This window comes from Streptomyces sp. NPDC043870 (assembly GCF_056435785.1).
Window position 1 is genome coordinate 234,429 of record NZ_JBWKDT010000003.1, and the last position, 22,290, is coordinate 256,718.

General features: G+C 71.2%; 20 protein-coding genes. 12 read left to right on the forward strand and 8 right to left on the reverse strand.

Features of this window, described 5'->3' with window-relative positions; all coding sequences use genetic code 11:
* Positions 1-22: 22 nt before the first annotated feature.
* From AC0699_RS05585 to AC0699_RS05595, 3 genes are all read left to right on the forward strand, one after another.
* A complete protein-coding gene (locus AC0699_RS05585) occupies positions 23-466 on the forward strand; it encodes a hypothetical protein (protein ID WP_478656002.1) in 444 nt (147 codons plus the stop codon).
* Positions 467-476: 10 nt separating this feature from the next.
* The gene (locus AC0699_RS05590; protein ID WP_478656385.1) at positions 477-1,886 is read left to right on the forward strand and encodes an amidohydrolase; all 1,410 of its coding nucleotides are present in this window, start codon (positions 477-479) and stop codon (positions 1,884-1,886) included.
* Between the two features lie 140 nt (positions 1,887-2,026).
* Positions 2,027-2,656, forward strand: a complete 630-nt coding sequence (locus tag AC0699_RS05595; protein ID WP_478656004.1) for a chaplin — start codon at positions 2,027-2,029, stop codon at positions 2,654-2,656.
* Between the two features lie 66 nt (positions 2,657-2,722).
* On the opposite strand, the gene AC0699_RS05600 is transcribed toward AC0699_RS05595, so the two are convergent.
* Positions 2,723-3,382, reverse strand: a complete 660-nt coding sequence (locus tag AC0699_RS05600; RefSeq protein ID WP_478656006.1) for a DUF2293 domain-containing protein — start codon at positions 3,380-3,382, stop codon at positions 2,723-2,725.
* A gap of 87 nt (positions 3,383-3,469) precedes the next feature.
* Between AC0699_RS05600 and AC0699_RS05605 the strand changes: the two genes are divergently transcribed.
* Positions 3,470-4,201 (forward strand): DUF7873 family protein, encoded by a 732-nt coding sequence (locus AC0699_RS05605; protein WP_478656008.1) that lies wholly within the window; start codon positions 3,470-3,472, stop codon positions 4,199-4,201.
* Between the two features lie 432 nt (positions 4,202-4,633).
* Here AC0699_RS05605 and AC0699_RS05610 read toward each other — a convergent pair whose 3' ends face one another.
* Positions 4,634-5,842, reverse strand: coding sequence for a pyridoxal phosphate-dependent aminotransferase (locus tag AC0699_RS05610; RefSeq protein ID WP_478656010.1), 1,209 nt, complete (start codon positions 5,840-5,842; stop codon positions 4,634-4,636).
* A gap of 66 nt (positions 5,843-5,908) precedes the next feature.
* Here AC0699_RS05610 and AC0699_RS05615 point away from each other — a divergent pair, with 66 nt between their 5' ends.
* Together AC0699_RS05615 and AC0699_RS05620 are read left to right on the forward strand one after the other, a co-directional pair.
* On the forward strand, positions 5,909-6,640 hold the full coding sequence (locus AC0699_RS05615) for a winged helix-turn-helix transcriptional regulator (RefSeq protein WP_478656012.1): 732 nt from the start codon (positions 5,909-5,911) through the stop codon (positions 6,638-6,640).
* Positions 6,641-6,865: 225 nt separating this feature from the next.
* The gene (locus AC0699_RS05620; RefSeq protein WP_478656014.1) at positions 6,866-7,531 is read left to right on the forward strand and encodes a nucleoside/nucleotide kinase family protein; all 666 of its coding nucleotides are present in this window, start codon (positions 6,866-6,868) and stop codon (positions 7,529-7,531) included.
* A gap of 106 nt (positions 7,532-7,637) precedes the next feature.
* On the opposite strand, the gene AC0699_RS05625 is transcribed toward AC0699_RS05620, so the two are convergent.
* The 4 genes from AC0699_RS05625 to AC0699_RS05640 form a co-directional block, all read right to left on the reverse strand.
* On the reverse strand, positions 7,638-8,654 hold the full coding sequence (locus AC0699_RS05625) for a carbohydrate kinase family protein (RefSeq protein WP_478656016.1): 1,017 nt from the start codon (positions 8,652-8,654) through the stop codon (positions 7,638-7,640).
* The gene (locus tag AC0699_RS05630; protein WP_478656018.1) at positions 8,654-9,562 is read right to left on the reverse strand and encodes a pseudouridine-5'-phosphate glycosidase; all 909 of its coding nucleotides are present in this window, start codon (positions 9,560-9,562) and stop codon (positions 8,654-8,656) included. The genes AC0699_RS05625 and AC0699_RS05630 overlap by 1 nt, the downstream gene beginning before the upstream one ends.
* A gap of 191 nt (positions 9,563-9,753) precedes the next feature.
* Positions 9,754-11,025, reverse strand: a complete 1,272-nt coding sequence (locus tag AC0699_RS05635) for a hypothetical protein (RefSeq protein WP_478656020.1) — start codon at positions 11,023-11,025, stop codon at positions 9,754-9,756.
* Positions 11,009-11,977: a hypothetical protein gene (locus AC0699_RS05640; protein WP_478656022.1), complete on the reverse strand. Its 969-nt coding sequence runs from the start codon at positions 11,975-11,977 to the stop codon at positions 11,009-11,011. Before AC0699_RS05640 ends, AC0699_RS05635 begins: the two co-directional genes overlap by 17 nt.
* A gap of 166 nt (positions 11,978-12,143) precedes the next feature.
* Here AC0699_RS05640 and AC0699_RS05645 point away from each other — a divergent pair, with 166 nt between their 5' ends.
* Positions 12,144-12,521, forward strand: a complete 378-nt coding sequence (locus AC0699_RS05645) for a cupin domain-containing protein (protein ID WP_478656024.1) — start codon at positions 12,144-12,146, stop codon at positions 12,519-12,521.
* A gap of 49 nt (positions 12,522-12,570) precedes the next feature.
* On the opposite strand, the gene AC0699_RS05650 is transcribed toward AC0699_RS05645, so the two are convergent.
* Together AC0699_RS05650 and AC0699_RS05655 are read right to left on the reverse strand one after the other, a co-directional pair.
* Positions 12,571-13,905 (reverse strand): MFS transporter, encoded by a 1,335-nt coding sequence (locus AC0699_RS05650; RefSeq protein WP_478656026.1) that lies wholly within the window; start codon positions 13,903-13,905, stop codon positions 12,571-12,573.
* A 105-nt stretch (positions 13,906-14,010) separates the two neighbouring features.
* Positions 14,011-14,547, reverse strand: a complete 537-nt coding sequence (locus AC0699_RS05655; protein ID WP_478656028.1) for a methylated-DNA--[protein]-cysteine S-methyltransferase — start codon at positions 14,545-14,547, stop codon at positions 14,011-14,013.
* Positions 14,548-14,796: 249 nt separating this feature from the next.
* Here AC0699_RS05655 and AC0699_RS05660 point away from each other — a divergent pair, with 249 nt between their 5' ends.
* The 5 genes from AC0699_RS05660 to AC0699_RS05680 all read left to right on the forward strand — a co-directional run bounded on the left by AC0699_RS05660 (position 14,797) and on the right by AC0699_RS05680 (position 22,192).
* Positions 14,797-15,696, forward strand: a complete 900-nt coding sequence (locus AC0699_RS05660) for an MHYT domain-containing protein (protein WP_478656030.1) — start codon at positions 14,797-14,799, stop codon at positions 15,694-15,696.
* A gap of 206 nt (positions 15,697-15,902) precedes the next feature.
* On the forward strand, positions 15,903-18,059 hold the full coding sequence (gene uvrB, locus AC0699_RS05665; protein ID WP_478656032.1) for an excinuclease ABC subunit UvrB: 2,157 nt from the start codon (positions 15,903-15,905) through the stop codon (positions 18,057-18,059).
* 131 nt (positions 18,060-18,190) lie between these two features.
* Positions 18,191-18,823 (forward strand): TerD family protein, encoded by a 633-nt coding sequence (locus AC0699_RS05670; RefSeq protein ID WP_478656034.1) that lies wholly within the window; start codon positions 18,191-18,193, stop codon positions 18,821-18,823.
* A gap of 91 nt (positions 18,824-18,914) precedes the next feature.
* Positions 18,915-20,933, forward strand: a complete 2,019-nt coding sequence (locus AC0699_RS05675; protein ID WP_478656037.1) for a TerD family protein — start codon at positions 18,915-18,917, stop codon at positions 20,931-20,933.
* A 251-nt stretch (positions 20,934-21,184) separates the two neighbouring features.
* Positions 21,185-22,192, forward strand: coding sequence for a TerC/Alx family metal homeostasis membrane protein (locus tag AC0699_RS05680; protein WP_478656039.1), 1,008 nt, complete (start codon positions 21,185-21,187; stop codon positions 22,190-22,192).
* The last annotated feature ends 98 nt before the right edge of the window (positions 22,193-22,290 follow it).

The following is a 22,290-nucleotide window of genomic DNA, read 5'->3' on the forward strand; positions in this document are numbered from 1 at the left end:
GGGAGCCGCTGAAGGGAGCCTGATGGAAGCGGAGTTGATGGCGCTGGCGACAGCGGGAGCGACCGCGCTCGTCCAGCAGATGGCGACCGACGGGTGGACGCGGGCCAGGGAGCGGATGGTTGCGTTCTTCGCCCGGCACGGCACCGCGGACGAGGAGAGCGTCGCCGCGGACCTCGATATCGCCCACGCCGAACTGGTCGAGGAGGGGGCCGAGGAGCAGACGGCGGCCGACATCACCGCCGAGTGGCGCAACCGCATGCGCCGCACCCTGCGGGCGGACCCCGAGAGCGCGGCCGAACTCCGTGCGCTTCTCGACGAGCTGACGCCCGAGCCCCCGGCCGCGCCTCGGACCACCCAGGTGCACAACGAATTCAGCGGAGAGGCCCAGCACAGCGTCGTGGTGCAAACGGGTCCGGTCGGAGGCATGAACGTCAATCGCGGGGACGGCGTTGACCGGAGCCGGTGACCTCTCCGACATGGCGGGTGCGGAGCAGGCGGACGGCCCCGCGGATCTCGTCGTCGAGGGATGCACGGCGCTCCTGCACGGTGCGGACGGCGCGATCCGGTTCGAGGAGGACCGGGCCGTCGTCGTACGTGACGGGGTCATCGCGGACGTCTCCTCCTCCGGCGCCGTCGCCGGACTGCCCGCCCGCGAACGGATCGACGCCCGTGGCCAGTTGGCCATGCCGGGGCTGATCAACTGCCACACCCACGCCTCGATGGTGGCCCTGCGCGGCATCGCCGAGGACGTTCCCGTCGAGGAGTGGTTCAACGACTGGGTCTGGCCCATCGAGAGCAACCTCACCGATGAGGTCGTGGAGCTCGGAGCGCTGCTCGCCTGCGCGGAGATGATCCGGGGCGGGGTCACGGCCTTCGCCGACCACTACTTCTCGATGGACCGCGTCGCCGACGCCGTCGTACGGAGCGGGCTGCGCGCCAACCTCGGCTGGGTGTACTTCTCCAGCCAGGGCGCGAAAGGGCGTGAGCGTTCCCTCGGCTTCGCGCTGCGCCGGAACGGTGACGCAGGCGGCCGGATCACCACCTCCCTGGCGCCGCACGCCCCGTACACCGTCGACGACGCGGATCTGGCGACCACAGCAGAGCTGGCGCGTGAGCACGGGCTGCCCGTCCACATCCATGCCGCCGAGAACCGGGCGCAGACGGACAGCAGCCTTGAGCGGTACGGCCGTACGCCCGTCGAGACTCTGCACCGTACGGGACTGCTCGATGTGGACATCCTCGTGGCGCACGGCACCGGCATCGTCGAGAGCGACCTTCCGGTCCTCGCGCGGGCCACCGGCCGGGTCGGGGTGGCGACGGCGCCCAAGGGCTACCTCAAATTCGGCTGGGACACGACGCCCATCAGATCGCTGCGTGAGATCGGCATCCCGGTCGGCCTGGCCACGGACGGAGCGGCGTCCAACAACACGCTCGACGTGTGGGAGAGCATGACGCTCACCGCACTCGTCCAGAAGTCGGCGGAGAGGGACCCGCGCTGGCTGACGGCACGCCAGGCACTGGACCACGCGACCACGCAGAGCGCGCAGGTCGTCGGACTGGGTGAGCGACGCGAGCCCGGGGTCTTCCCGGCCGAGGGCCGGGCGACGGTGGGCGCGCTCGCCCCGGGGCGGCGCGCCGATCTGATCCTGGTGGACCTGACCGGACCCCATGTGCGCCCGATGCACGACATGGCCGCTTCTCTGGTCTTCAGTGCACGGTCGGCGGATGTGCTGACCACGATCGTCGACGGCCGGGTTCTGATGCGTGACCGGAGACTTCGGACGCTCGACGTGGAGGAGATCGCGGTCGAACTCGAGGCTCGGCTGACCGATTTGACGGACCGAGATCATGGGCGGCGTATTCAGGATTACGACGCAGGATCATGAACACCCGGACGGCGTAGGGCAGTTCGACATCACTCCACTCGATGGGGTGAAACGATTGTCGGCCATAACCCGAATGGCTCCATCGCGTTATTTCCGGTGCGGGTGAGCACCCGTGTTCATCCTCCGGAAGGCAGGAACCCATGAGGCAGATTCGCCGAACAGGTCTGATCGCGGCGATGGTCACCGGCGGCGCCCTCGCCGCGGCCGGGGCAGGGGCCGGGGCGGCCCATGCCGACTCGGACGCGCACGGGCGCGCGGCCGGGTCACCGGGACTGATCTCCGGGAACACCGTGCAGCTCCCCGTGCACGTCCCGGTCAATGTCTGCGGCAACACCGTGAATGTGATCGGTCTGCTGAACCCGGCGGTCGACAACAGCTGCGAGAACGAAGGAAACGGCGGTGGCGGCGCCGTCGCCAAGGGGAGCGGAAAGGATTCTCCCGGTGTGCTCTCCGGCAACGGGATCCAGGTTCCCGTCGATGTGCCGGTGAATGTCACCGGTAACTCCGTCAACGTCGTCGGCGTCGGCAACGCGGCCGTCGGCAACTCGTCCTCGAACTCGTCCGGGAAGCCCCCGACCGCGCCGAGGCCGGTGACCCCGCCGAAGGCGAGACCGGCAGCACCGGTTCATCAGGTGCCCCGGAGCCCGGTCGAACTGGCCGAGACCGGTGCCCCGTCCGTCGTCGGCCTCACGGTCCCGGCCGGCGCGGCCCTGATCCTGGGCGGCGCGATCCTCTACCGCCGCTACCGAAGCACGGCCGACGACGCCTAGGGTTGTCTTCTGGATCAGGCCGCCTCCGACAGCCGGACACTCCCTGGTGGCCCCGTGACGGCGAGCCTACGACGTCCGGCCCCGCCACGCCGTGAGCGTCGCCTCGATGACCGGTGCGACGCGCCTGCGGGCCTCGTGCCGGGGCACACCCTGCATGAGCAGCGCGTCGTACGGCGTGTCCAGGTGGCGGACGGACGCCCGCACCGCCGCCGTGACCGCGCCCTCGTCCAGGGCGCGGCCGGCCGCGGTCCGGCCCACGCGTCCGCTGCCCCGCACGGAGGTGTGCGCCGCGATGTCCAGGGCACGGTCGAGCGGACAGGACGGGAAGAGCCGCAGGATCTCCGCGGTGAGCGTGGCGGTGAAGCGGACGTCCTCCGAAGCCCGCCGCGCCGCGTCGCGCGCCCGGCGGCGGGCCCGTACGTCCGCGTCGGCCAGGCACGCCGCCTCCGCTCGCGCCAGGGCCGCTTCCTCGACCAGCAGGCCCTGCCGCTCGTATCGCGTTCGGCTCTTGTTGTGCCGTACGACGACGGCCCACAGGGAACTCGCCTCGCGGGCCCGCCGGGTCAGCGCCGCGTTCCCGCGGGGCAGGAAGACCAGGTGCCCGAGGTCCGCGCAGTCCAGACAGCGCGGTGAGTTGAACTCCATCACGAGCCGCTCCAGCGGACCCCGCCGGCACTCGGCGCAGTGCCGCCGTTTCAGCGGCTCGATGACCACCAAAGGTTCCACCGGGCCCCGCCCCCTCCCGTGCGGCCACCGCCGGGCCGTCCAATATTCGTTCGAAGACCGGATGTTGGTCTTGCTAGTTTCGTGGACGTGGCGAAACTCAATCAGATCATCGCAGTCGAGAAGGGCGTCAAGTCCAAGGCGCATCAGGACCTCACAACAGCTCATCACGGTCTCCAGAAGCCCGCCCTGCTGGCCGGAATCGCCCGGACGTACCAGCCGAAGGACGAGGAGGGCGAGCAACTGCCGCCCGAGTCGACCCTGGTGCAGGTCAAGGCCGAGGACGTGCTGCGCGACACCGCGAAGACGCTGACCCGGCTGTTCGATGTGACCGCCACCAAGGACTGGGCGAACTGCACGGCACGCGCCGACATCACCGTCGACGGGCGGGTGCTGGTGAGCGAGGTACCCGTCGCGTATCTCCTCTTCCTGGAGAAGCAGCTCACGGACCTCAACACCTTTGTGCGCAAGCTGCCGGTGCTGGACGCCGCCGAGTCCTGGTCGCAGGACCCGTCCACGGACTCCTGGAAGACCGAGCCGGTCAAGACGGTGCGTACGAAGAAGGTGCCCCGCAACCACGTGAAGGCCGAGGCCACCGAGAAGCACCCGGCGCAGGTGGAGGTGTACTACGAGGACATCCCGGTCGGCTACTGGACCACCGTGAAGTTCTCCGGGGCACTGCCCGCCCGCCGTGTCAACGAACTGCTGGACCGGGTGGAGAAGCTCCAGCAGGCGGTGAAGTTCGCCCGCGAGGAGGCGAACGGCGCGGAGGTCACCGACCAGAGGGTGGGTGACGCCGTATTCGGCTATCTCTTCGGATAGCCGTCATGGACTCCCCGGCCACAGTGCACCACGGCCGGGGTGCGCGAGGAGCGCAAAGCTGAAGCTGAAGCTTGTCGTGAACCGCGCGGCCGATGGTAGCCGGCCGCGATGAAACTCAGACTCTCGCTCCAGACTCAGCATTCGCCGCTCATCGCCGGATCGACCGGGCCCGGGCCCTGGTGCGTCGAATTGCCGGTTCAAGTCCGGCCCGCGGAGCTCGATCCGCGGTGGTCCAAAGGCAGGACGCGGCGCAATGACGAATGACCCGGGCTCTCAAGTGTGCCGGCGTGTGAATGTGAGCGGCATCAACAGGGCCCGGGGGCCGGCTACGCCTCCGGGCCCGCTCCCGTTTCCGCGGCCGTGGATCCGGCCGGAGACGCACGGGAGCGACCCCGTCGCCGGGCCGCCGCGCACCCGCGTCTGCGGCCGCCCCTACTGGCGGTATCCGCTCAGGAAGCGGCCGATACGGCTGATCGCGGCGTCGAGGTCGTCGGCGTACGGGAGGGTGAGGATCCGGAAGTGGTCCGGGCGCGGCCAGTTGAAGCCGGTGCCCTGCACGACCTGGATCTTCTCGCGCAGCAGCAGATCCAGGACGAACTTCTCGTCGTCGTGGATGGGGTGGACCTCGGGGTCGAGGCGCGGGAAGGCGTAGAGCGCTCCCTTCGGCTTCACGCACGAGACGCCGGGGATCTCGTTGAGCCGCTCCCACGCGCGGTCGCGCTGCTCGCGCAGCCGCCCGCCCGGAGCGGTGAGTTCGTGGATCGACTGGCGTCCGCCGAGCGCTGCCTGGATGGCGTACTGCGCGGGGGCGTTGGGGCACAGCCGCATGGAGGCGAGCATCGTGAGCCCCTCCAGATAGCTGCGCGCATGTTGCTTGGGGCCGGTGACGACCAGCCAGCCGGAGCGGAAGCCGGCGACGCGGTACGTCTTCGACAGCCCGCTGAAGGTGAGGACGACCAGATCCGGGGCCAGGGCCGCGGCGCTGTGGTGGACCGCGTCGTCGTACACGATCTGGTCGTAGATCTCGTCGGCGAAGACCATCAGCTGGTGGCGGCGCGCCAGATCGAGGATGCCCTCGACGATCTCGCGCGGATACACGGCGCCGGTGGGGTTGTTGGGGTTGATGATGACGACGGCCTTGGTCCGGTCGGTGATCTTCGACGCCATGTCGTCGAGGTCCGGGTACCAGTCGGCGGACTCGTCGCAGAGATAGTGGACGGGCCTTCCGCCCGAGAGGGTGGTCACGGCGGTCCACAGCGGGAAGTCGGGCGCCGGAATGAGGACTTCGTCGCCGTCCTCCAGCAGTGCCTGGACGGCCATGGTGACGAGCTCGGAGACGCCGTTGCCGAGAAAGACGTCGTCGACGCCGACGTCGAGGCCGAGGGACTGGTAGCGCTGGGCGACGGCGCGGCGTGCGGAGAGGATGCCGCGGGAGTCGGTGTAACCGTGGGCCTGCGGGAGCATCCGGATCATGTCCTGGACGATCTCCTCCGGCGCCTCGAAGCCGAAGAGTGCGGGGTTGCCGGTGTTGAGGCGCAGGACGCTGTGTCCCGCCTCCTCCAGGGCGTTCGCGTGCTCGATCACCGGGCCGCGGATCTCGTAACAGACCTCGCTGAGCTTGCTCGACTGCCGGAACTCCATGCGGTGCCCTCCCCAGAAGTTGTGTTACTTGGTTTTACCAAGTACGAGCTTGGAAAGTCCAACAACATGTCTAGACTGCGTCGCATGCCGTCACTTCCGTCGTCTCCGCCGAGTTCCGCGCGTCCTCCGCGCCGCCGAAGCTACGACCAGTACTGCGCCGCCGCCCGCGCCCTCGACGCCGTCGGCGACCGGTGGACCCTGCTGATCGTGCGGGAACTGCTGGCGGGGCCGCGCCGTTACACGGATCTGCACGCCGATCTGCCCGGAGTCAGCACGGACGTCCTCGCCTCCCGTCTCAAGGACATGGAGCGGGACGGCCTGGCCATGCGGCACCGGCTTCCCGCGCCCGCCTCCGCCTTCGTCTACGAACTCACCGAGCGGGGACGGGCCTTGCTTCCCGTCGTCACCGCCCTGGCCGACTGGGGAGCCCCCGAGCTGGCCGACCGGCGGCCCACGGACGCGGTGCGGGCGCACTGGTTCGCGGTGCCGCTGCTGCGCAGCCTGGAGGCGACGGGTGTCACGGACATCGTCGAAGTCCGGGTTGCCGAGGGCGAGTTCCACGTACACGTCGGCGGTGACGGGGCGGGACCCGTGTACGGTGACGGCCCGGCGTCCGTCGGAGGTTCAGCGCCCGTCACGCGTCTCGAACTGGACGCGGACATGTGTCTCGCCCTCAGCCGGGGCAGCACCACCGTCGAGGACGGCGTACGGGACGGGCGCATCCGCGTCCGCGGTGAAGGACCCCTCGCGACCGTGCTGCGCGGTACCGCTGCCTCGGCCGGCGTGGGGCCGCTGTGATGCCGGTGCCCGTGCGGTGATCAGGGCGACTCTGCCGGACGCCGCACTCGGCCCGGGCGAACCGCTGGAGCGCCGGCGCCCGGCGGTGTTCCGTGGCGCCGACGGCGACGCGGGGACGACGAGGCGGAGTCGACGAGGCGGGGACGGCGAGGCGGAGACGGTGGGCAGCCCTCGCCGCCCGCCCGGGCATCCCGCTGTCCATCGGTGAGCAGCGATGATGGAACGGTGCGACTCGAACCGATCACCTGGGAACGGCTGACCGAGGCCGTCGCCGACCGGGTCACGGACACCAAGGCCGACGACGGCAGCCCCTGGCTCCGCATCGGCATCGACGGCGCGCCCGCCGCCGGGACGGGCGCCGCGGCCGGGGCGCTCGCCGAGGCGCTGCGCGTGCGCGGACGGTCGGTGCTGGTGGTCGGCACGGGCGGGTTTCTGCGGCCCGCCTCGCTGCGGTACGAGTTCGGCCGCGAGGACCCCGACACGTACTACGACGGGTGGTTCGACACGGGTGCGCTCTGGCGCGAGGTGTTCGGGCCGCTGGAGCCGGGCGGGTCGGGGCGCGTGCTCCCGGACCTGTGGGACCCGGCCACCGACCGCGCGACACGCAGCCCGCACCACGAACTGCCGCCCGGCGGTGTCCTGGTGGTCCACGGACCGCTGCTGCTCGGCCACTGGTTCCCGTTCGACCTGACACTGCATCTGCGGCTGTCGCACGGCGCGCTGCGCCGCCGCACCGGGGCGCAGGAGGCATGGACACTCCCCGCCTTCGAACGGTACGAGCGCGACGTCGCCCCGACGGACTCGGCGGACGTCGTCGTCCGCGCCGACGACCCGCGCCACCCGGCGTGGAACGACCCATGGGGCGGCGTCGCCGACCGCGACCGGCGGTAGGGCCTGCCTCGGAGTGCGTGCCCTGGCGCCGGGCCGCGGGGCTTCGGCGTTCGAGTCCTCGAGTCCGCCGCGGCGCGCCGGTCCGGCCCGCAGGAGCGGGACACGGTCAGGACGACTCCGGCCCTGTGGGCGCCGGAGGACGGCCGCCCGGGAAGGTGACCGCGTGGGCGCCCGCGAGGCAGCCCGCCGCCGCGGCGGTCGCCGGGGCCGCACCCGACAGGAGCGCCGCGAGGAACGCGCCGGTGAAGGCGTCACCCGCGCCCGTCGAGTCGACCGCCGTCGCCGGGACCGGCGGGACCCGGGCCGTCACCGCGCCCGACTCCGCCACCAGCGCCCCGGCGGCGCCGAGCGTGACGACGGCCAGCGGCACATGACGGCTCAGCTTGGCCGCGGCGTCGGCGACATCGGGGAGGCCGGTGAGGAGGCGCGCCTCGTCCGCGTTGGGCAGCAGCACTTCCGCTCCGGCCGTCGCCGAGAGGAAGCGGTCCACGCCGAGGGCCGCGATGAAGCCCGCCGACGCCGGATCCACGCTCACGGGGATGCCCCGCTCGCCCGCGTCCGCGAGAGCCAGCGTGGCCAGTTCCCGGCTGGAGTCCGAGAAGAAGAGATACCCGGACAGATGGAGCCGGCCGACCCCGTCGAGCAGTGCGGGCGCCCAGTCCGCGGGGGAGAGACGGAGCGTCGCGCCGCTGTCGGTGAGGAAGGTGCGCTCGGCGCTCGCGTCGACGAGCGCGACGACCGTCGCCGTCGGCGCCTCGTCATCCGTGATCAGCATCGGGCGCACCCCGGACCGGCGCAGCCGTACGTCGTGCCAGCACGCGGCATCGGCGCCGACCCGGCCGAGCAGCCGTACGTCCGCACAGCCCCAGTACGCCGCCCAGCAGGCGGCATTGGCACCTGCCCCGCCCGGCAGCGTGCGTATCTCGGCCGCCGTGTCCGTGCCGTGCGCGAGCGCCGAACCGTGCCGGGCCACCACGTCCGTCGCCACGTCCCCGATGACCAGCAGCGCCCCGGTCGTGTCAGGACCCGTCGTGTCAGGGCCGGTCGTGGCAGGGCGGGCCGTGACAGCACGGGCCGTAGCAGGGCCGGTCGCCTCAGCGCCGTCCGCGCCGCCACGAGGCATCACAGCGCCGCCGCGATCCGCGCCGCCAGCCGCACATTCCCGCGCACCGCAGCCAGATTGGCCTCCAGCGAGGCACCCTCCGTACGCCGCATCAGATAGTCCAGCAGGAACGGCGTGACCGCCTGCCCGCCGATGCCGCGCTCCCGGCACTCGTCCAGCGCCTCCGCCAGTACCCGGTCGTGCAGCCGCGGGTCCAGCTGCTCGTCCTCCGGCACCGGATGAGCCACGATCAGTGCCGAGTCAGGGCCGCCCAGGGCGTCCTGTGCCCGTATCACGTCCGCCACCTCCTCCGGCGTACGGACCGTCCAGTCGACCGGTTCCCCGGAGGAGGTCAGATAGAAGCCGGGGAAGCGGTCGGTGCCGTACCCGAGGATGCCGACCCCGAGGGTCTCCAGACGTTGCAGCGTCGCCGGGACGTCGAGGATCGACTTCACACCCGCGCACACGACGGTGATCCTTGTCGTTGCCAGCAGCCGCAGATCCGCCGACTCGTCCTGGGTCACCGTCCACTCGCGATGCACCCCGCCGAGGCCGCCGGTCGCGAATACCCGGATACCGGCCCGGGCCGCCAGGAACGCCGTGGCGGACACCGTCGTCGCCCCGCTCGCCCCCGTCGCGAGCGCCGGAGCGAGATCGCGATGGCCGAGCTTGCGTACGCCGGGGTCCGTCGCGACGCGTTCCAACTGGCTTTTGTCCAGGCCGACATGGGCCCGCCCGTCGAGCACGGCGATCGTCGCGGGGATCGCGCCCCCGCTTCTGACCAGCGACTCCAGCTCCTTTGCGACGGCCAGATTGCCCGGGCGCGGCAGTCCGTGCGCAATGATCGTCGACTCCAGGGCGACTACGGGGCGGCGTGCGGCGAGCGCGTCACGTACCTCTTCGGACAGCATCAGTGTGGTCTCGGGCATGTCCCATCCCTGGCACGGCGACAGCGTGCGCAAACGTTTCTCCAGGGATGAGATCACCAGGACGTCGCCCGGCACGCCATCCCGGCACGTCACCCAGGTCGCCGTCCAGGACGTCGCCTGGTTCGGGCCCTGCGGCCCCTCAGCAGGCCTCAGCCGGGGGCAGCCCGGGGCAGCCAGGGTCTCAGCCAGGGTCAGCCGCAGCTCCCCGGCGCCATCAGCCGCGGCAGCCGGTCCGCCCGCGCGATCTGGATGACGGAGCGAGCATCGGGTCCCTTCGCCTCGCCCCGGTTGTACGCGACGGCGAGCGCCCCGCTCCTGGCCTGCGCGTAGCCGTACTGGGGGGTGATCCGGGTGTAGGCCGACGTGCGCAGGTCCAGCGCGTACGCGGCCTCCGGCGTACGCCAGGTGATCAGCTCACCGCTGGTGCGAAGCTGGTCGATGCCCTCGGCCGTGGGTGGCCCGGACAGCCGTGCCACCGGTTCCGGTTGCCCTGCCCGCCAGACCATCAGCGTCGGCTCCTGCTCACCCTCGATCCACGCCCACGTGGTGCCGTCGGAAGCGGGCGAGCGCACGTTGCGCAGCCGGGCGACGACATCGGGGAGCGGAGCCGGGCGCAGGGTGGCGAACGACAGGGCGGCCATCCTCGTCGTACGGCCGTCCTCGTCGGCCTCCCGCCAGGCCAGCAGCCCGCCCGCGGCGAACGGGGCGTCGACGACCCCCGTGTGCAGGGCGCGAGGCGCTCCGCCGGAGGCAGGCGGACGGACCGGGACGGTGAAGATGGTGGCCCTTCCGTCGCCCGCTCCCTGCGCCCAGAAGACCGCTCCGTCGTGTACGACGGGCTGCGGGAGCGGGCCGGGGAGCGCGGACCGGGCCAGCCGGCGCGTACCGCCGTCGGCGTCCCGCAGGTACAGCGACCAGGGGCTGTCGAGCGTACGGCCCTCCATGACCGCGAACGCCGTCCATCGCCCGTCCGCCGAGACATCGGCCGCGAGCAGCTGATGCTCGACGGGGTCGGTGAACCTGAGCAGGGTGCGCGGGGCCCCGCTCCTCTCGACGAGCGCGGCCCTGCGCGTACGGCCGCCGGACAGCTGGACCACGGTCCAGCGGGCGCCGGGCCCCACGTCGGTGAGCACGGCCCGCTCGCCCGCCGGCGCGCGGAACTCGCCGGCGGCGAGGGCCGTCCGCCAGCTGTCGGGCATCGGCGTCTCGCAGGCGGCGCGGGCGACCGCGACCGGATCCGAAGGGTCCAGTACCGACGGCGAGGCCTGTGACGGCGAGGCCTCTGACGGCGACGAGTGCGACGGCGCGGACGGCGACGGCTTCAGCACCGACGGCGTCGGCTGCGACGGCGCCGGTTCCGACTGCGGGGGGCGCCCGGGCCCGGCCGAACAGGCCACGCCCCCCGCGAGCAGCACCACCGTGCTCAGCAGGGCCGGGAGCGCGCGCCTACCAGACGTACCCACGGCCGCCCATGACCGTCGTGAGGGTGTCGGCCGAGATCCGGGCGGACTTGGGCACTCCGTCCGCCCACGAGATCATGCTCGTACTGACCCCGCCCACCGGGTCGAGATAGCGGACCTGGCCACCCCCCGTTGCGCTGTTGTAGCCGTCGATCGACACCCAGTGGAAGATCTCGATGTTCGGGTGACCGACGAGGTGCGGGCCGCCCGGCACCTCCCAGACGTTGCCCGCGATCGCGTAGTCATTGTCGGTGTCGTGGACGACGTGCTGCGCGAAGGCCTCCATGTCGTCCCCGTCCGGGCTGTACGGCAGCGACCTGGGCACGTAGTTGGCGCCGGGCAGCCGCCAGTTCAGCGCGTCCGCCATGGGGTATCCGGTCGGGTCCGGCACGTCGATGTCGACGCCGTACCAGGACGTGCCGCTGGAATCGGTCTCCAGAAGGTCCGCCGCGTTCTCCTGCGACCGGCCGCCGACCTCGTCCTTGGCGGACTGAGTGATGACGAGGGTGGCGGGTCCGCACCAGTACGACGTCTCCTGCGACTGGTGCTTCCCGCCCGAGAGGACGTAGCCGGACCGGGCCGAACGGTTCAGGGCACGCCGGTACCAGCTGGCCGCCGCGGCCTCCTTCTCGGCGGTGCGCTTCTGCTGGTCCGGAGTGAGCCGCGGCGTGGGGAGGGTGTCGAAGGCAGCCTTGTACATCGCGCCGGGCGCGGGCAGGGGGACGGGTTCGGTGCCGAGCCGTGGGACGGGTTCGGTGCCGAACCGTGGGACGGGTTCGGTGCCGAGCCGTGGGACGGGCTCGGTGCCGAACCGTGGGATGGACTCGGTGACGGGCCCCGTGCCGGACTTGGTGACGGGCTCGGCGGACGCGGTGGGGCCGGCTGCCGCCAGGGCGGAGAGGAGGCCCGCGGCGGTCATGAGGGCGAGACAACGCCCTTTGCGCACTGCTGACATCGGTCGTCGCTCCTGTACGAGGTGGGGACGCGGGTAAGCGCTGTGCCGTGGGTGCCGCGTGTGGACGTCTCCACCAACGTGAACCGGACCGGTGATGATGATCGGGACGGCTCGCCGGGCACCGCGGAACTTTCATCCGCAAATTCGCCCGCTAAGGTGACGCGCCATGACCACTTCTGATCATTCAGCCGCCGCGCCCGCTTCCCCTTCGTTCGCCGTGCACATCCCGGACGCCGAGCTGGAGGCCGAACCGCTCGACCCCGGTCAGATCGTCGCCGGGGAGCCGGTCGTGACCGGCAAGGTGCTGTGGGAGTCCGAGGACGGCAAGCAGCTGCGCGGCATCTGGCAGATCACGCCCGGCGTGGTCACCGACACCGAGGCCAATGAGCTCTTCGTCGTCGTGAGCGGTCGCGCCACCATCGAGGTCGAGGGCGGGGACACGCTGGACGTCGGGCCCGGGGACGCGTGTGTCCTGCGCGAAGGGGACCGTACGACCTGGACGGTGCACGAGACCCTGCGCAAGGCGTACCACATCAGCCTGTGACGGCCGGCTGCACGTACCGGGCGTCCCGGGGCGCCCCGGGACGCCGTTCTCATCCGCTCGTGTCGCCCCTGACCGCGGGCCGCGGCCGGGCGAGCGCGCGGCGGGCGGCCAGGGCCGCCAACGGGAGCAGCAGGCACGCGCCGATGAGGTTGAGCCAGCCATAGCTCGCCTTGGACACGATGACGCCCGCCGCGACGCCTCCGATGCCCGCCGTCGCGTTCATGGTCAGGTCCGAGAGGCCCTGGACCGCGGCGCGGGCGGGAGCCGGTACGGAGTCGGTGAGGAGGGCGGAGCCCGAGACGAGGCCCGCGGACCAGCCGAGTCCGAGCAGGAAGAGGCCCGCCGCGGTACGGCCATGACTCGCCCCCGCCGTTCCGGCCAGCAGCGCGGCACACGACAGCAGACCCACGGCGAGACCGATCACCGAGAGCCTTCCCAGGCGGTCGGACAGCCAGCCCATCACCGGCGAGAACGCATACATGCCCGCGATGTGACCGCTGATGACGAGGCCGATCAGTTCGATCCCGGCCCCGTGGTGGCTGAGTGCGACCGGGGTCATCGACATGATCGACACCATCGCGGTGTGGGAGACCGCGACCGTGACGAGCGCGAGCCGCGCCCTCGCCGACGCCCGGATCGCCCGCACACCCGCCCGCAGCGAGCGCTCCTCCTGCCCGCCCTCCCCGGCCGGCGCCAGCGCCCGCGCGGTCAGCAGCGGATCGGGTCGCAGCAGTACGGCCACGACCAAAGCCGAGATCAGGAACACCCCCGCGGCCCAGAGAAACGGCCCCGCCGCCTCCGGTATGCCGAGGCCGGACACGCTCCGCCCCGCGGGTGCGGCGATGTTGGGCCCGAGCACCGCGCCGATCGTGGTCGCCCAGACCACCGTGGAGATGGCCCGGGCCCGCCGGTCCGGCTCGGCCAGATCCGCGGCCGCGAACCGCGCCTGCAGATTCGCCGAGGAGCCCGCCCCGAAGGCGGCCATGCCCACCAGGAGCAGCGGAAAGTTTCCGAGCACCGCGGCGAGCACCACCACGCCCGCGCCGACCGCCCCGATCAGATACGCCAGGACGAGCCCCGGACGCCGCCCGCGTGCGGTCATCAGGGCAGCCAGCGGCATGGACAGCAGGGCGGTCCCGGCGACCGTGGCGGTCGGGGCCAGCCCCGACAGCGCCTCCGTCCCGCTGACCTCCTGCGCGAGCACGGCGGCAAGCGCGATACCGGACGCGACGCCGAGCCCCCCGAGGATCTGGCTGACGATCAGCACGGGTGCCGTTCGCCGCCGCAGCGCGGGCAGATCGACGGTGTCGGAGGCTATGGACGCGTCAGAGGATGTACTGGCCACCGCCGAAGTGTGCCAGTTACACCCATCGGTAGGGAACATCCCGGTCCGCAGGAACGGGCGGCACGACCACTCCCGCCCGCCGTGACCGCTCACCCGCCGTCGGACGGTTCTTTCCGCCGCCGTACCACTGCCGTCGGATCCGCATCAGAACAGCGGCTGTGGCAGGACCCCCTCCAGCGCCAGCAGCTGCCGCTTCGTCTCACGACCGCCCCCGAAGCCGCCCAGGCCCCCGTCGCTCTCCACGACCCGGTGGCACGGCACCACGACCGGCAGCGGATTCGACCCCATCGCCGCCCCCACCGCCTGCGCGGCGCCCGGCTGGCCCACCCGGTCGGCCAGGTCGCCGTACCCCACCACCGTCCCGTAGGGAACGCCGTCCGCCAGCTCGCGCAGCACCTGGCGGTTGAAGCCGGAGGTCAACGACCAGTCCAGTGGCAGCGCGAACTCCCGGCGACGTCCCGCGAAGTACTCCGCGAGCTGCCGTATCGGCTCGGCCAGCCGGGCCGAGTCCGGCGCCTCCTCGCCCGGCTCGGCGCCGAGCCGGGCGGCCAGCTGCCCGAGTGCCCTGTCCCGAACCGCCTCGTCGGCGTGGAACACCACGCTCACCAGCCCCTCCCCGGTGACGGCGAGCAGCAGCGGCCCGATGTCCGATTCCACGACGGTCCAGTCGAAGCTGTTCATGCGAACCACCGTACGGCCGCCCACCGACAGCGGTTGCGGCCTGTGGAAATCCACCGACGGGCGCAGGATGGCCACAACGTGAACGGAACCGCCGTCCTGAGACGGTCGCTCCACCGTTCCCTCGCGGATAAATCCCGGCCCCGATGTTTGCTTGACGACCCGCTCGCCATACTCTCGCCCCCGGGCAAGGCTTCCTCGCCGGGAGCGCATGGAGGCACCCGCGACACAAGGGGCGAAGGGCATAGAGGAATGCAGGGCACAGTCGACGGATTCAGTTACGGCCTCGTCACGCCTGTGGTCGCGTACCTCATGGCCTGCCTCGGCGGAGCGCTGGGACTGCGGTGTACCACGAGATCGGTGCGCGACGGCGGATCCCTCAAGCCCGGCTGGCTGGCGCTCGGCGCCACCTCCATAGGATCCGGAATCTGGACCATGCACTTCGTCGCCATGATGGGCTTCACCGTGGCCGAAGCTCCCATCAGCTACGACCGGCCGACCACGTTCGCCAGCCTCGGCGTCGCCGTCGTCATGACCGGCATCGGGATCTTCATCGTGGGTTACCGCGGCGCGACCGCGATGGCCCTGGTCACCGGCGGCACCATCACCGGCCTCGGCATCGCCTCCATGCACTACCTGGGCATGGCCGGGATGCGGCTCCAGGGGCGGCTCGACTACGACACCCCGACCGTCGCCCTGTCCGTCGTGATCGCCGTCGTGGCAGCCACCACCGCCCTCTGGGCCGCCGTGTCCATCCACGGTTTCCTGCCGAGCCTCGGCGCCAGCCTGGTGATGGGCGTCGCGGTCAGCGGAATGCACTACACCGGTATGGCCGCAGTCAGCGTCCATCTGCACGGCGCCGTGCAGATGTCCGCGGTCGGCGACTCTCCCGCAACGCTCATCGCCCCGATGCTGGTGGGCCCCGCGGTGTTCCTGGTCCTCGCCGGCGTCGTCGTCATGTTCGATCCGCTGCTGGTCATGGGCGCACCGGCGGGGCAGCGGCCCCTGCCCCGGGGCCGGACGCTCCGGGGCCGCACGGCAGGCGTGGGAGTGCCCGGACAGCGGCGTCTGCCGTCGTACGGGGAGCCGGCGAACTGGTCGGCGGCCTCCCGGTCGTCCCGCCGCTCCTCCCAGCGCTCCCGCCAGCGCTGAACCTCCCGGGAGCCGGTCGACCACCCGGAACCCGGTCCGAGTACCCGGAACCCGGTCCGAGCAGCCCGGGCGCGGTCCGACCACCGGCGCGGTGCCGGTGGGGCCGGCCGAGACCGGTCCGGGCAAGCCCCGTACCCGGCACCTCCCCGAGCCGGGTACGTCCCCCGATCCCGCCCGGCTGTCAGTGGGGGTCGTACGGTGGTTCCATGCGGCCCGTTTCCCAGATCGAACGCTCGATGGCGCCCTTCGAGGTCGTCAGCCCCTACCAGCCCAGCGGTGACCAGCCCACGGCCATCGTCGAGCTCGACCAGCGCATCCGCGCAGGTGAGAAGGATGTCGTTCTGCTCGGTGCGACCGGCACCGGCAAGTCGGCGACCACGGCCTGGATGATCGAGAAGCTCCAGCGCCCCACCCTCGTCATGGCGCCGAACAAGACCCTGGCCGCCCAGCTGGCGAACGAGTTCCGCGAGCTCCTGCCGAACAACGCGGTGGAGTACTTCGTCTCGTACTACGACTACTACCAGCCCGAGGCGTACGTCCCGCAGTCGGACACGTACATCGAGAAGGACTCCTCGATCAACGAGGAGGTCGAGCGGCTGCGCCACTCGGCGACGAACTCCCTGCTGACCCGCCGGGACGTCGTCGTGGTCGCCTCCGTCTCGTGCATCTACGGTCTGGGCACGCCGCAGGAGTACGTGGACCGCATGGTGCCGCTGAAGGTCGGCGAGGAGATCGACCGCGACCAGCTGCTGCGCCGCTTCGTCGACATCCAGTACACGCGCAACGATCTGGCGTTCGCCCGGGGCACCTTCCGGGTCCGCGGCGACACCATCGAGATCTTCCCGGTCTACGAGGAGCTGGCCGTGCGGATCGAGATGTTCGGCGACGAGATCGAGGCACTCTCCACGCTCCACCCGCTCACCGGCGAGGTCATCAGCGACGACCAGGAGCTGTACGTCTTCCCCGCCAGCCACTACGTCGCCGGCCCGGAGCGCATGGAGAAGGCGGTCAACGGAATCGAGCGGGAGCTCGAGGAGCGCCTCGCCGAGCTGGAGAAGCAGGGCAAGCTGCTGGAGTCCCAGCGGCTGCGCATGCGCACGACGTACGACATCGAGATGCTCCGCCAGATCGGCTCCTGCTCCGGCGTCGAGAACTATTCGATGCACTTCGACGACCGCGCCCCCGGCACCGCTCCCAACACCCTCCTCGACTACTTCCCTGAGGACTTCCTCCTCGTCATCGACGAGTCGCATGTGACGGTCCCGCAGATCGGCGCGATGTACGAGGGTGACGCCTCGCGCAAGCGCACCCTCGTCGAGCACGGCTTCCGGCTGCCTTCCGCACTCGACAACAGGCCGCTGAAGTGGGAGGAGTTCCAGGAGCGGATCGGCCAGACCGTCTACCTCTCCGCCACCCCCGGCACGTACGAACTCTCCCGCTCCGACGGCTTCGTCGAGCAGATCATCCGTCCCACCGGGCTTGTCGACCCGGAAGTCGTCGTCAAGCCCACCGAGGGCCAGATCGACGACCTGGTGCACGAGATCCGCAAGCGCACCGAGAAGGACGAGCGCGTCCTGGTCACGACGCTCACCAAGAAGATGGCGGAAGACCTCACCGACTACTTCCTGGAGCTGGGCATCCAGGTCCGCTACCTCCACAGCGACGTCGACACGCTCCGCCGCGTCGAGCTGCTGCGCGAGCTGCGCTCCGGTGAGTACGACGTCCTCGTCGGCATCAACCTGCTCCGTGAGGGCCTCGACCTCCCCGAGGTGTCCCTCGTCGCCATCCTCGACGCGGACAAACAGGGCTTCCTGCGCTCCGGCACCTCGCTGATCCAGACCATCGGCCGCGCGGCGCGCAACGTCTCCGGTCAGGTCCACATGTACGCCGACACCATCACCCCGGCGATGGCGCAGGCGATCGACGAGACCAACCGCCGCCGCGAGAAGCAGGTCGCGTACAACAAGGCGAACGGCATCGATCCGCAGCCGCTCCGTAAGAAGATCAACGACATCGTGGCGACCATCGCCCGCGAGGAGGTCGACACCGAGCAGCTGCTCGGCAGTGGCTACCGCCAGGGGAAGGACGGCAAGGGCGCCAAGGCGCCGGTGCCGTCGCTGGCCGCGCACGGCGTCAAGGGGGCCAAGCCGGCCAAGGGCGGCAAGGCGGCAGCGGCAGCCAGGAAGGGCGAGATCACCAGCGACCGTCCCGCCGCCGAACTCGCCGGGATCATCGAGGAGATGACGGACCGGATGCGCGCCGCGGCGGCGGAGCTGCAGTTCGAGGTGGCCGCGCGGCTGCGCGACGAGGTGAGCGAACTCAAGAAGGAGCTGCGGCAGATGAAGGAGGCCGGGCTCGCCTGACCCATCCGGCCCGGTCGGGACCGGCATGTGTGTTTCAACACCGACACAAAAACAGACCAAGTCTCCTGCGCTGTCGGCGCGACTGCGTAGGGTGCTGGGCAACCGCACACATGGACGGTTGCGGGGGAACCATGGAGAGGGGACAGCGCGTGGTGGACGTATCCAAGGGCGGTACGCCCGGGGGTCCCGGCGTCAATCTGACCAAGGGACAGGCCATCAGCCTGGAGAAGCAGGGCGGCGGCACCCTCACCGCGGTGCGGATGGGCCTCGGCTGGCAGGCCGCGCCGCGGCGCGGCCTGTTCGGCTCGCGCACCCGGGAGGTCGACCTGGACGCCTCGGCGGTGCTCTTCGCCGACAAGCAGCCGGTGGACGTGGTCTTCTTCCGGCACCTCGTGAGCGACGACGGCTCGGTCCGTCACACCGGTGACAACCTCGTCGGCGGCGCCGGTCAGGGCGGCGACGACGAGGCGATCCTCGTCGACCTGCAGCGAGTGCCGGTCCACATCGACCAGATCGTCTTCACGGTGAACTCGTTCACGGGCCAGACGTTCCAGGAAGTGCAGAACGCGTTCTGCCGCATCGTCGACGAGACCAACGGCCAGGAGCTCGCGCGCTACACGCTGGACGGCGGCGGCCAGTACACCGCCCAGATCATGGCGAAGGTGCACCGCGTCGGGTCTGGATGGCAGATGACCGCCCTGGGCAACCCGGCCAACGGGCGTACGTTCCAGGACCTGATGCCGTCGATCCTGCCGCATCTGTAGGCACAGGGCACCGTATTCACCCGACGAGCAGCTCCCGGAGGCAACCAGGCCGCCGGGAGCTGCACCGCTTACCACCGAGGGGACAGAGGCAATGACGGCCGAGCTGGTCCGGGGGCAGAACCATCCCTTGCCCCACACCCGACTGGAGATCCGGGTGTCGGCCGGCAAGCCCGTCGTGGCCGGCGCCGCCCTCGGGGACGAGGACGGCCGGGTGCCGGGCATCGAATGGGTCGCCCACCCAGCCCAGCCGGCCCTCCCCGGGGTCGAGGTCTCCCGCCAGGCCACCGCCGACCACCGGCTCACCGTGGACCTGGACGCCGTGCCCGCCGCCGTGCACCGGCTGACGCTCCTGCTCGCGCTGCCCATCGGGCCGGCCGCCCCGGTCCGTTTCGGCGCCGTCGCCGCCCCGTTCGTCGCCGTCACCGGCCCCGACGGCACCGAGATCGCCAGCTACACCATCACCGGTCTGGACACCGAGTCCGCCGTCGTCGCCCTGGAGCTCTACCGCCGCCAGGGCGTGTGGAAGGTCCGCGCCGTCGGCCAGGGGTACGCGGGCGGCCTCGCCGAACTCCTCGCCGACCAGGGCCTCGACCGCGCGGGCGAGCTCGCCGCCGCCATTCAGGAGGCCGTCGCGCCCGGCCTCGCCCGTACGGTCGGGACACCCCCGCCCCGCACCACCGAGGTGCGCCACGGCGCCCCGGCGGCAGCGAACGGCACCGGCGGCGACTCGGGCTCCGGACACGGTTCCGGGTCGCCTGCGCAGTCCTCGAGTACGCAGTCCCCGAACACGCCGGCCCAGGGCCACGTCCCGGCCGACACGCCCGCCGACGGGTCTTCCCATCCCCCCGGACACGGACAGGGCCAGGGCCAGACCCAGGCCGCCGACGGCCCCATCAACTACTCGCACCCGCGCCGGCAGTCCGTCGCGCCGCCTCCGCCGCCCCCGGCCGCACCGCCCGGCGAGGCGGGCCGCCCGCCCACGCCGGTCGCCGGTGATGCCACCGGCTGGTCCATGGAGGAGCGGCTGTACAACCAGGTGTGGGGCATGTTCGAGGACCTCGCCCGTACGACGGCGGCGTACCGCAGCGCGGTCGACTTCGCGGAGTCGCGGCTCGACCAGGAGCTCGACCGGGCCCTCTCCGACCCGCGCAGCCGGATCGGCGGAGCGGGGAACGCCGCTCGCGAGGCGGCCCGCGCCAAGCACGACCAGCTGACCGAGCGGGCCCGGGAGGTCCTCGACCGCGATCTGGCCCAGCTGATCGCCGAGTCCGAGGTCGTCGAGCCCGCTCTGCCGCCCGCGTTCGCCCGCTGGGACAACCCCGTCTGGCACGGCTACCGCGTCCCCATGGAGATCCCGATGGCCCTGCGCCTCGGCGATCTCCATCTGCCCGAGCGCCCGGAGCTCCGCATCCCGATGCTGATCCGGCTGCCGCTGGAGCGCGGTCTGTGGGTGGACAGCGGCCGCGCCACGTCCGAGGCCGCGTCCATGATGGACGAGGCGCAGCTGCGCAGGCTCGCCATGGACACAGCGGTCGCCCACGCCGCCCGGCTGCTCGCGGTCTACCCGGCCGGCGAGTTCACGGTGCACGTCATCGACCCGGCGGGCTCCGCGGCGGCCTCGCTCGCTCCGCTGGCGCGCTCCGGTGTCCTGGACGAGCCGCCGGCCGCGGGCGCCCAGGGCGTCTCCGCCGTACTCGCGAAGCTCACCCAGCGCGTCGACCTCGTGCAGATGGCAGTACGCGGCGGAGCGGCCGACGCCCTGCCGCCCGATCTGGACACCTCCGAGCAGCTGCTGATCGTCAATGACTTCCCGCACGGCTTCGACGACCGGGCGGTCACCCAGCTGCGCTATCTCGCCGACGAAGGTCCAGCCGTCGGCGTCCATCTGCTGATGGTCGCGGACCGCGAGGACGCGAGCGCTTACGGACCGGTGCTCGACCCGCTGTGGCGCTCGCTCCTGCGGATCACTCCCGTTCCGGACGACCATCTCGCCGACCCGTGGGTGCAGCACTCCTGGACGTACGAGCCGCCGGAGATCCCCCGGGGCAGCGCGGTTCTCCAGCAGGTGCTGGCCCAGGTCGCCGAAGCGCGGCGCACCTGGCGACGCTGATTCCTCGCGAGGCCCTGAACTGCTGACTTGACGACTTCATTACCACCGTCTTTACCTTCCTTTGGTCTTTCCTGTACTGTTCTTTGCGCGGAGGGGAGTACTCCCCATGTGCGGCGTGCCCGTCAGTACGGACGGACAGACAGAGACCAGTCCCGGGGCGCCGGCCCGAAGTGCGGCAGCAGGCCGCCCGGGTGGAAGAGACCTCCGGCAGCGACGACGCTGATCAGTAGCCGTACGACGCCGGAGGCGCAGTGGACGTTTCATGGACCCTGTGGGCGCTGACCATTCTTGGTCTGTCCGCCCTGATCGCGGTCGACTTCTTCATCGGGCGCAAGCCGCATGACGTGTCGGTCAAGGAAGCCGGAATCTGGACGGTCGTCTGGATCGTCCTCGCCGCACTCTTCGGCCTCGGCCTGTTGCTGGCCGGCGAGAGCCAGGCCTCCGGTGAGTTCTTCGCGGGCTTCATCACCGAGAAGTCGCTCAGTGTCGACAATCTCTTCGTCTTCGTCCTGATCATGGCGAAGTTCTCGGTGCCGTCCCACCTCCAGCAGCGGGTGCTGCTCGTGGGTGTGCTGATCGCCCTGGTCCTGCGGGCCGTCTTCATCGCCGCCGGCGCCGCGATCATCGCCAGCTTCTCGTGGGTCTTCTACATCTTCGGCGCGTTCCTGATCTACACCGCCTGGAAGCTCATCCAGGAGGCGCGCTCCGACGAGGAGGAGGACGAGTTCGAGGAGAACCGGCTCCTCAAGTCCATCGAGAAGAAGTTCGGCGTCGCCGACCGGTACCACGGCACGAAGCTCTTCATCCGCGTCAACGGCAAGCGTGTGCTGACCCCGCTGATGGTCGTGATGCTCGCCATCGGCACCACCGATGTGCTGTTCGCGCTGGACTCCATCCCCGCGATCTTCGGCCTGACCCAGGACCCGTACATCGTCTTCACGGCCAACGCCTTCGCGCTGATGGGTCTGCGCCAGCTGTACTTCCTGATCGGCGGACTCCTCAAGAAGCTGGTCCACCTCAGCTACGGGCTGTCGGTGATCCTCGGCTTCATCGGCGTCAAGCTCGTGCTGCACGCGATGCACGAGTCCGGGCTCCATGTCCCCGAGATCTCCATCCCGTTCTCGCTGGCGGTCATCTGCGGCGTCCTGATCGTCACCACGATCACCAGCCTCATCGCCTCCAGGAGGCAGGAGCGGCGGGAAGCCGCGGAAGCCGGCGAGGCGGCCGAGCCGACGCAGAAGGAAGGCATCGAGGTCTGACCGTCCGGCCTCCGACGCCTCACCCGCGCGACATGCGGCGCGCTGCACCGGCCGGGCTGCCCAGCAACCGGCCGGTGTCTGCGTCGGCAGGCGAACGG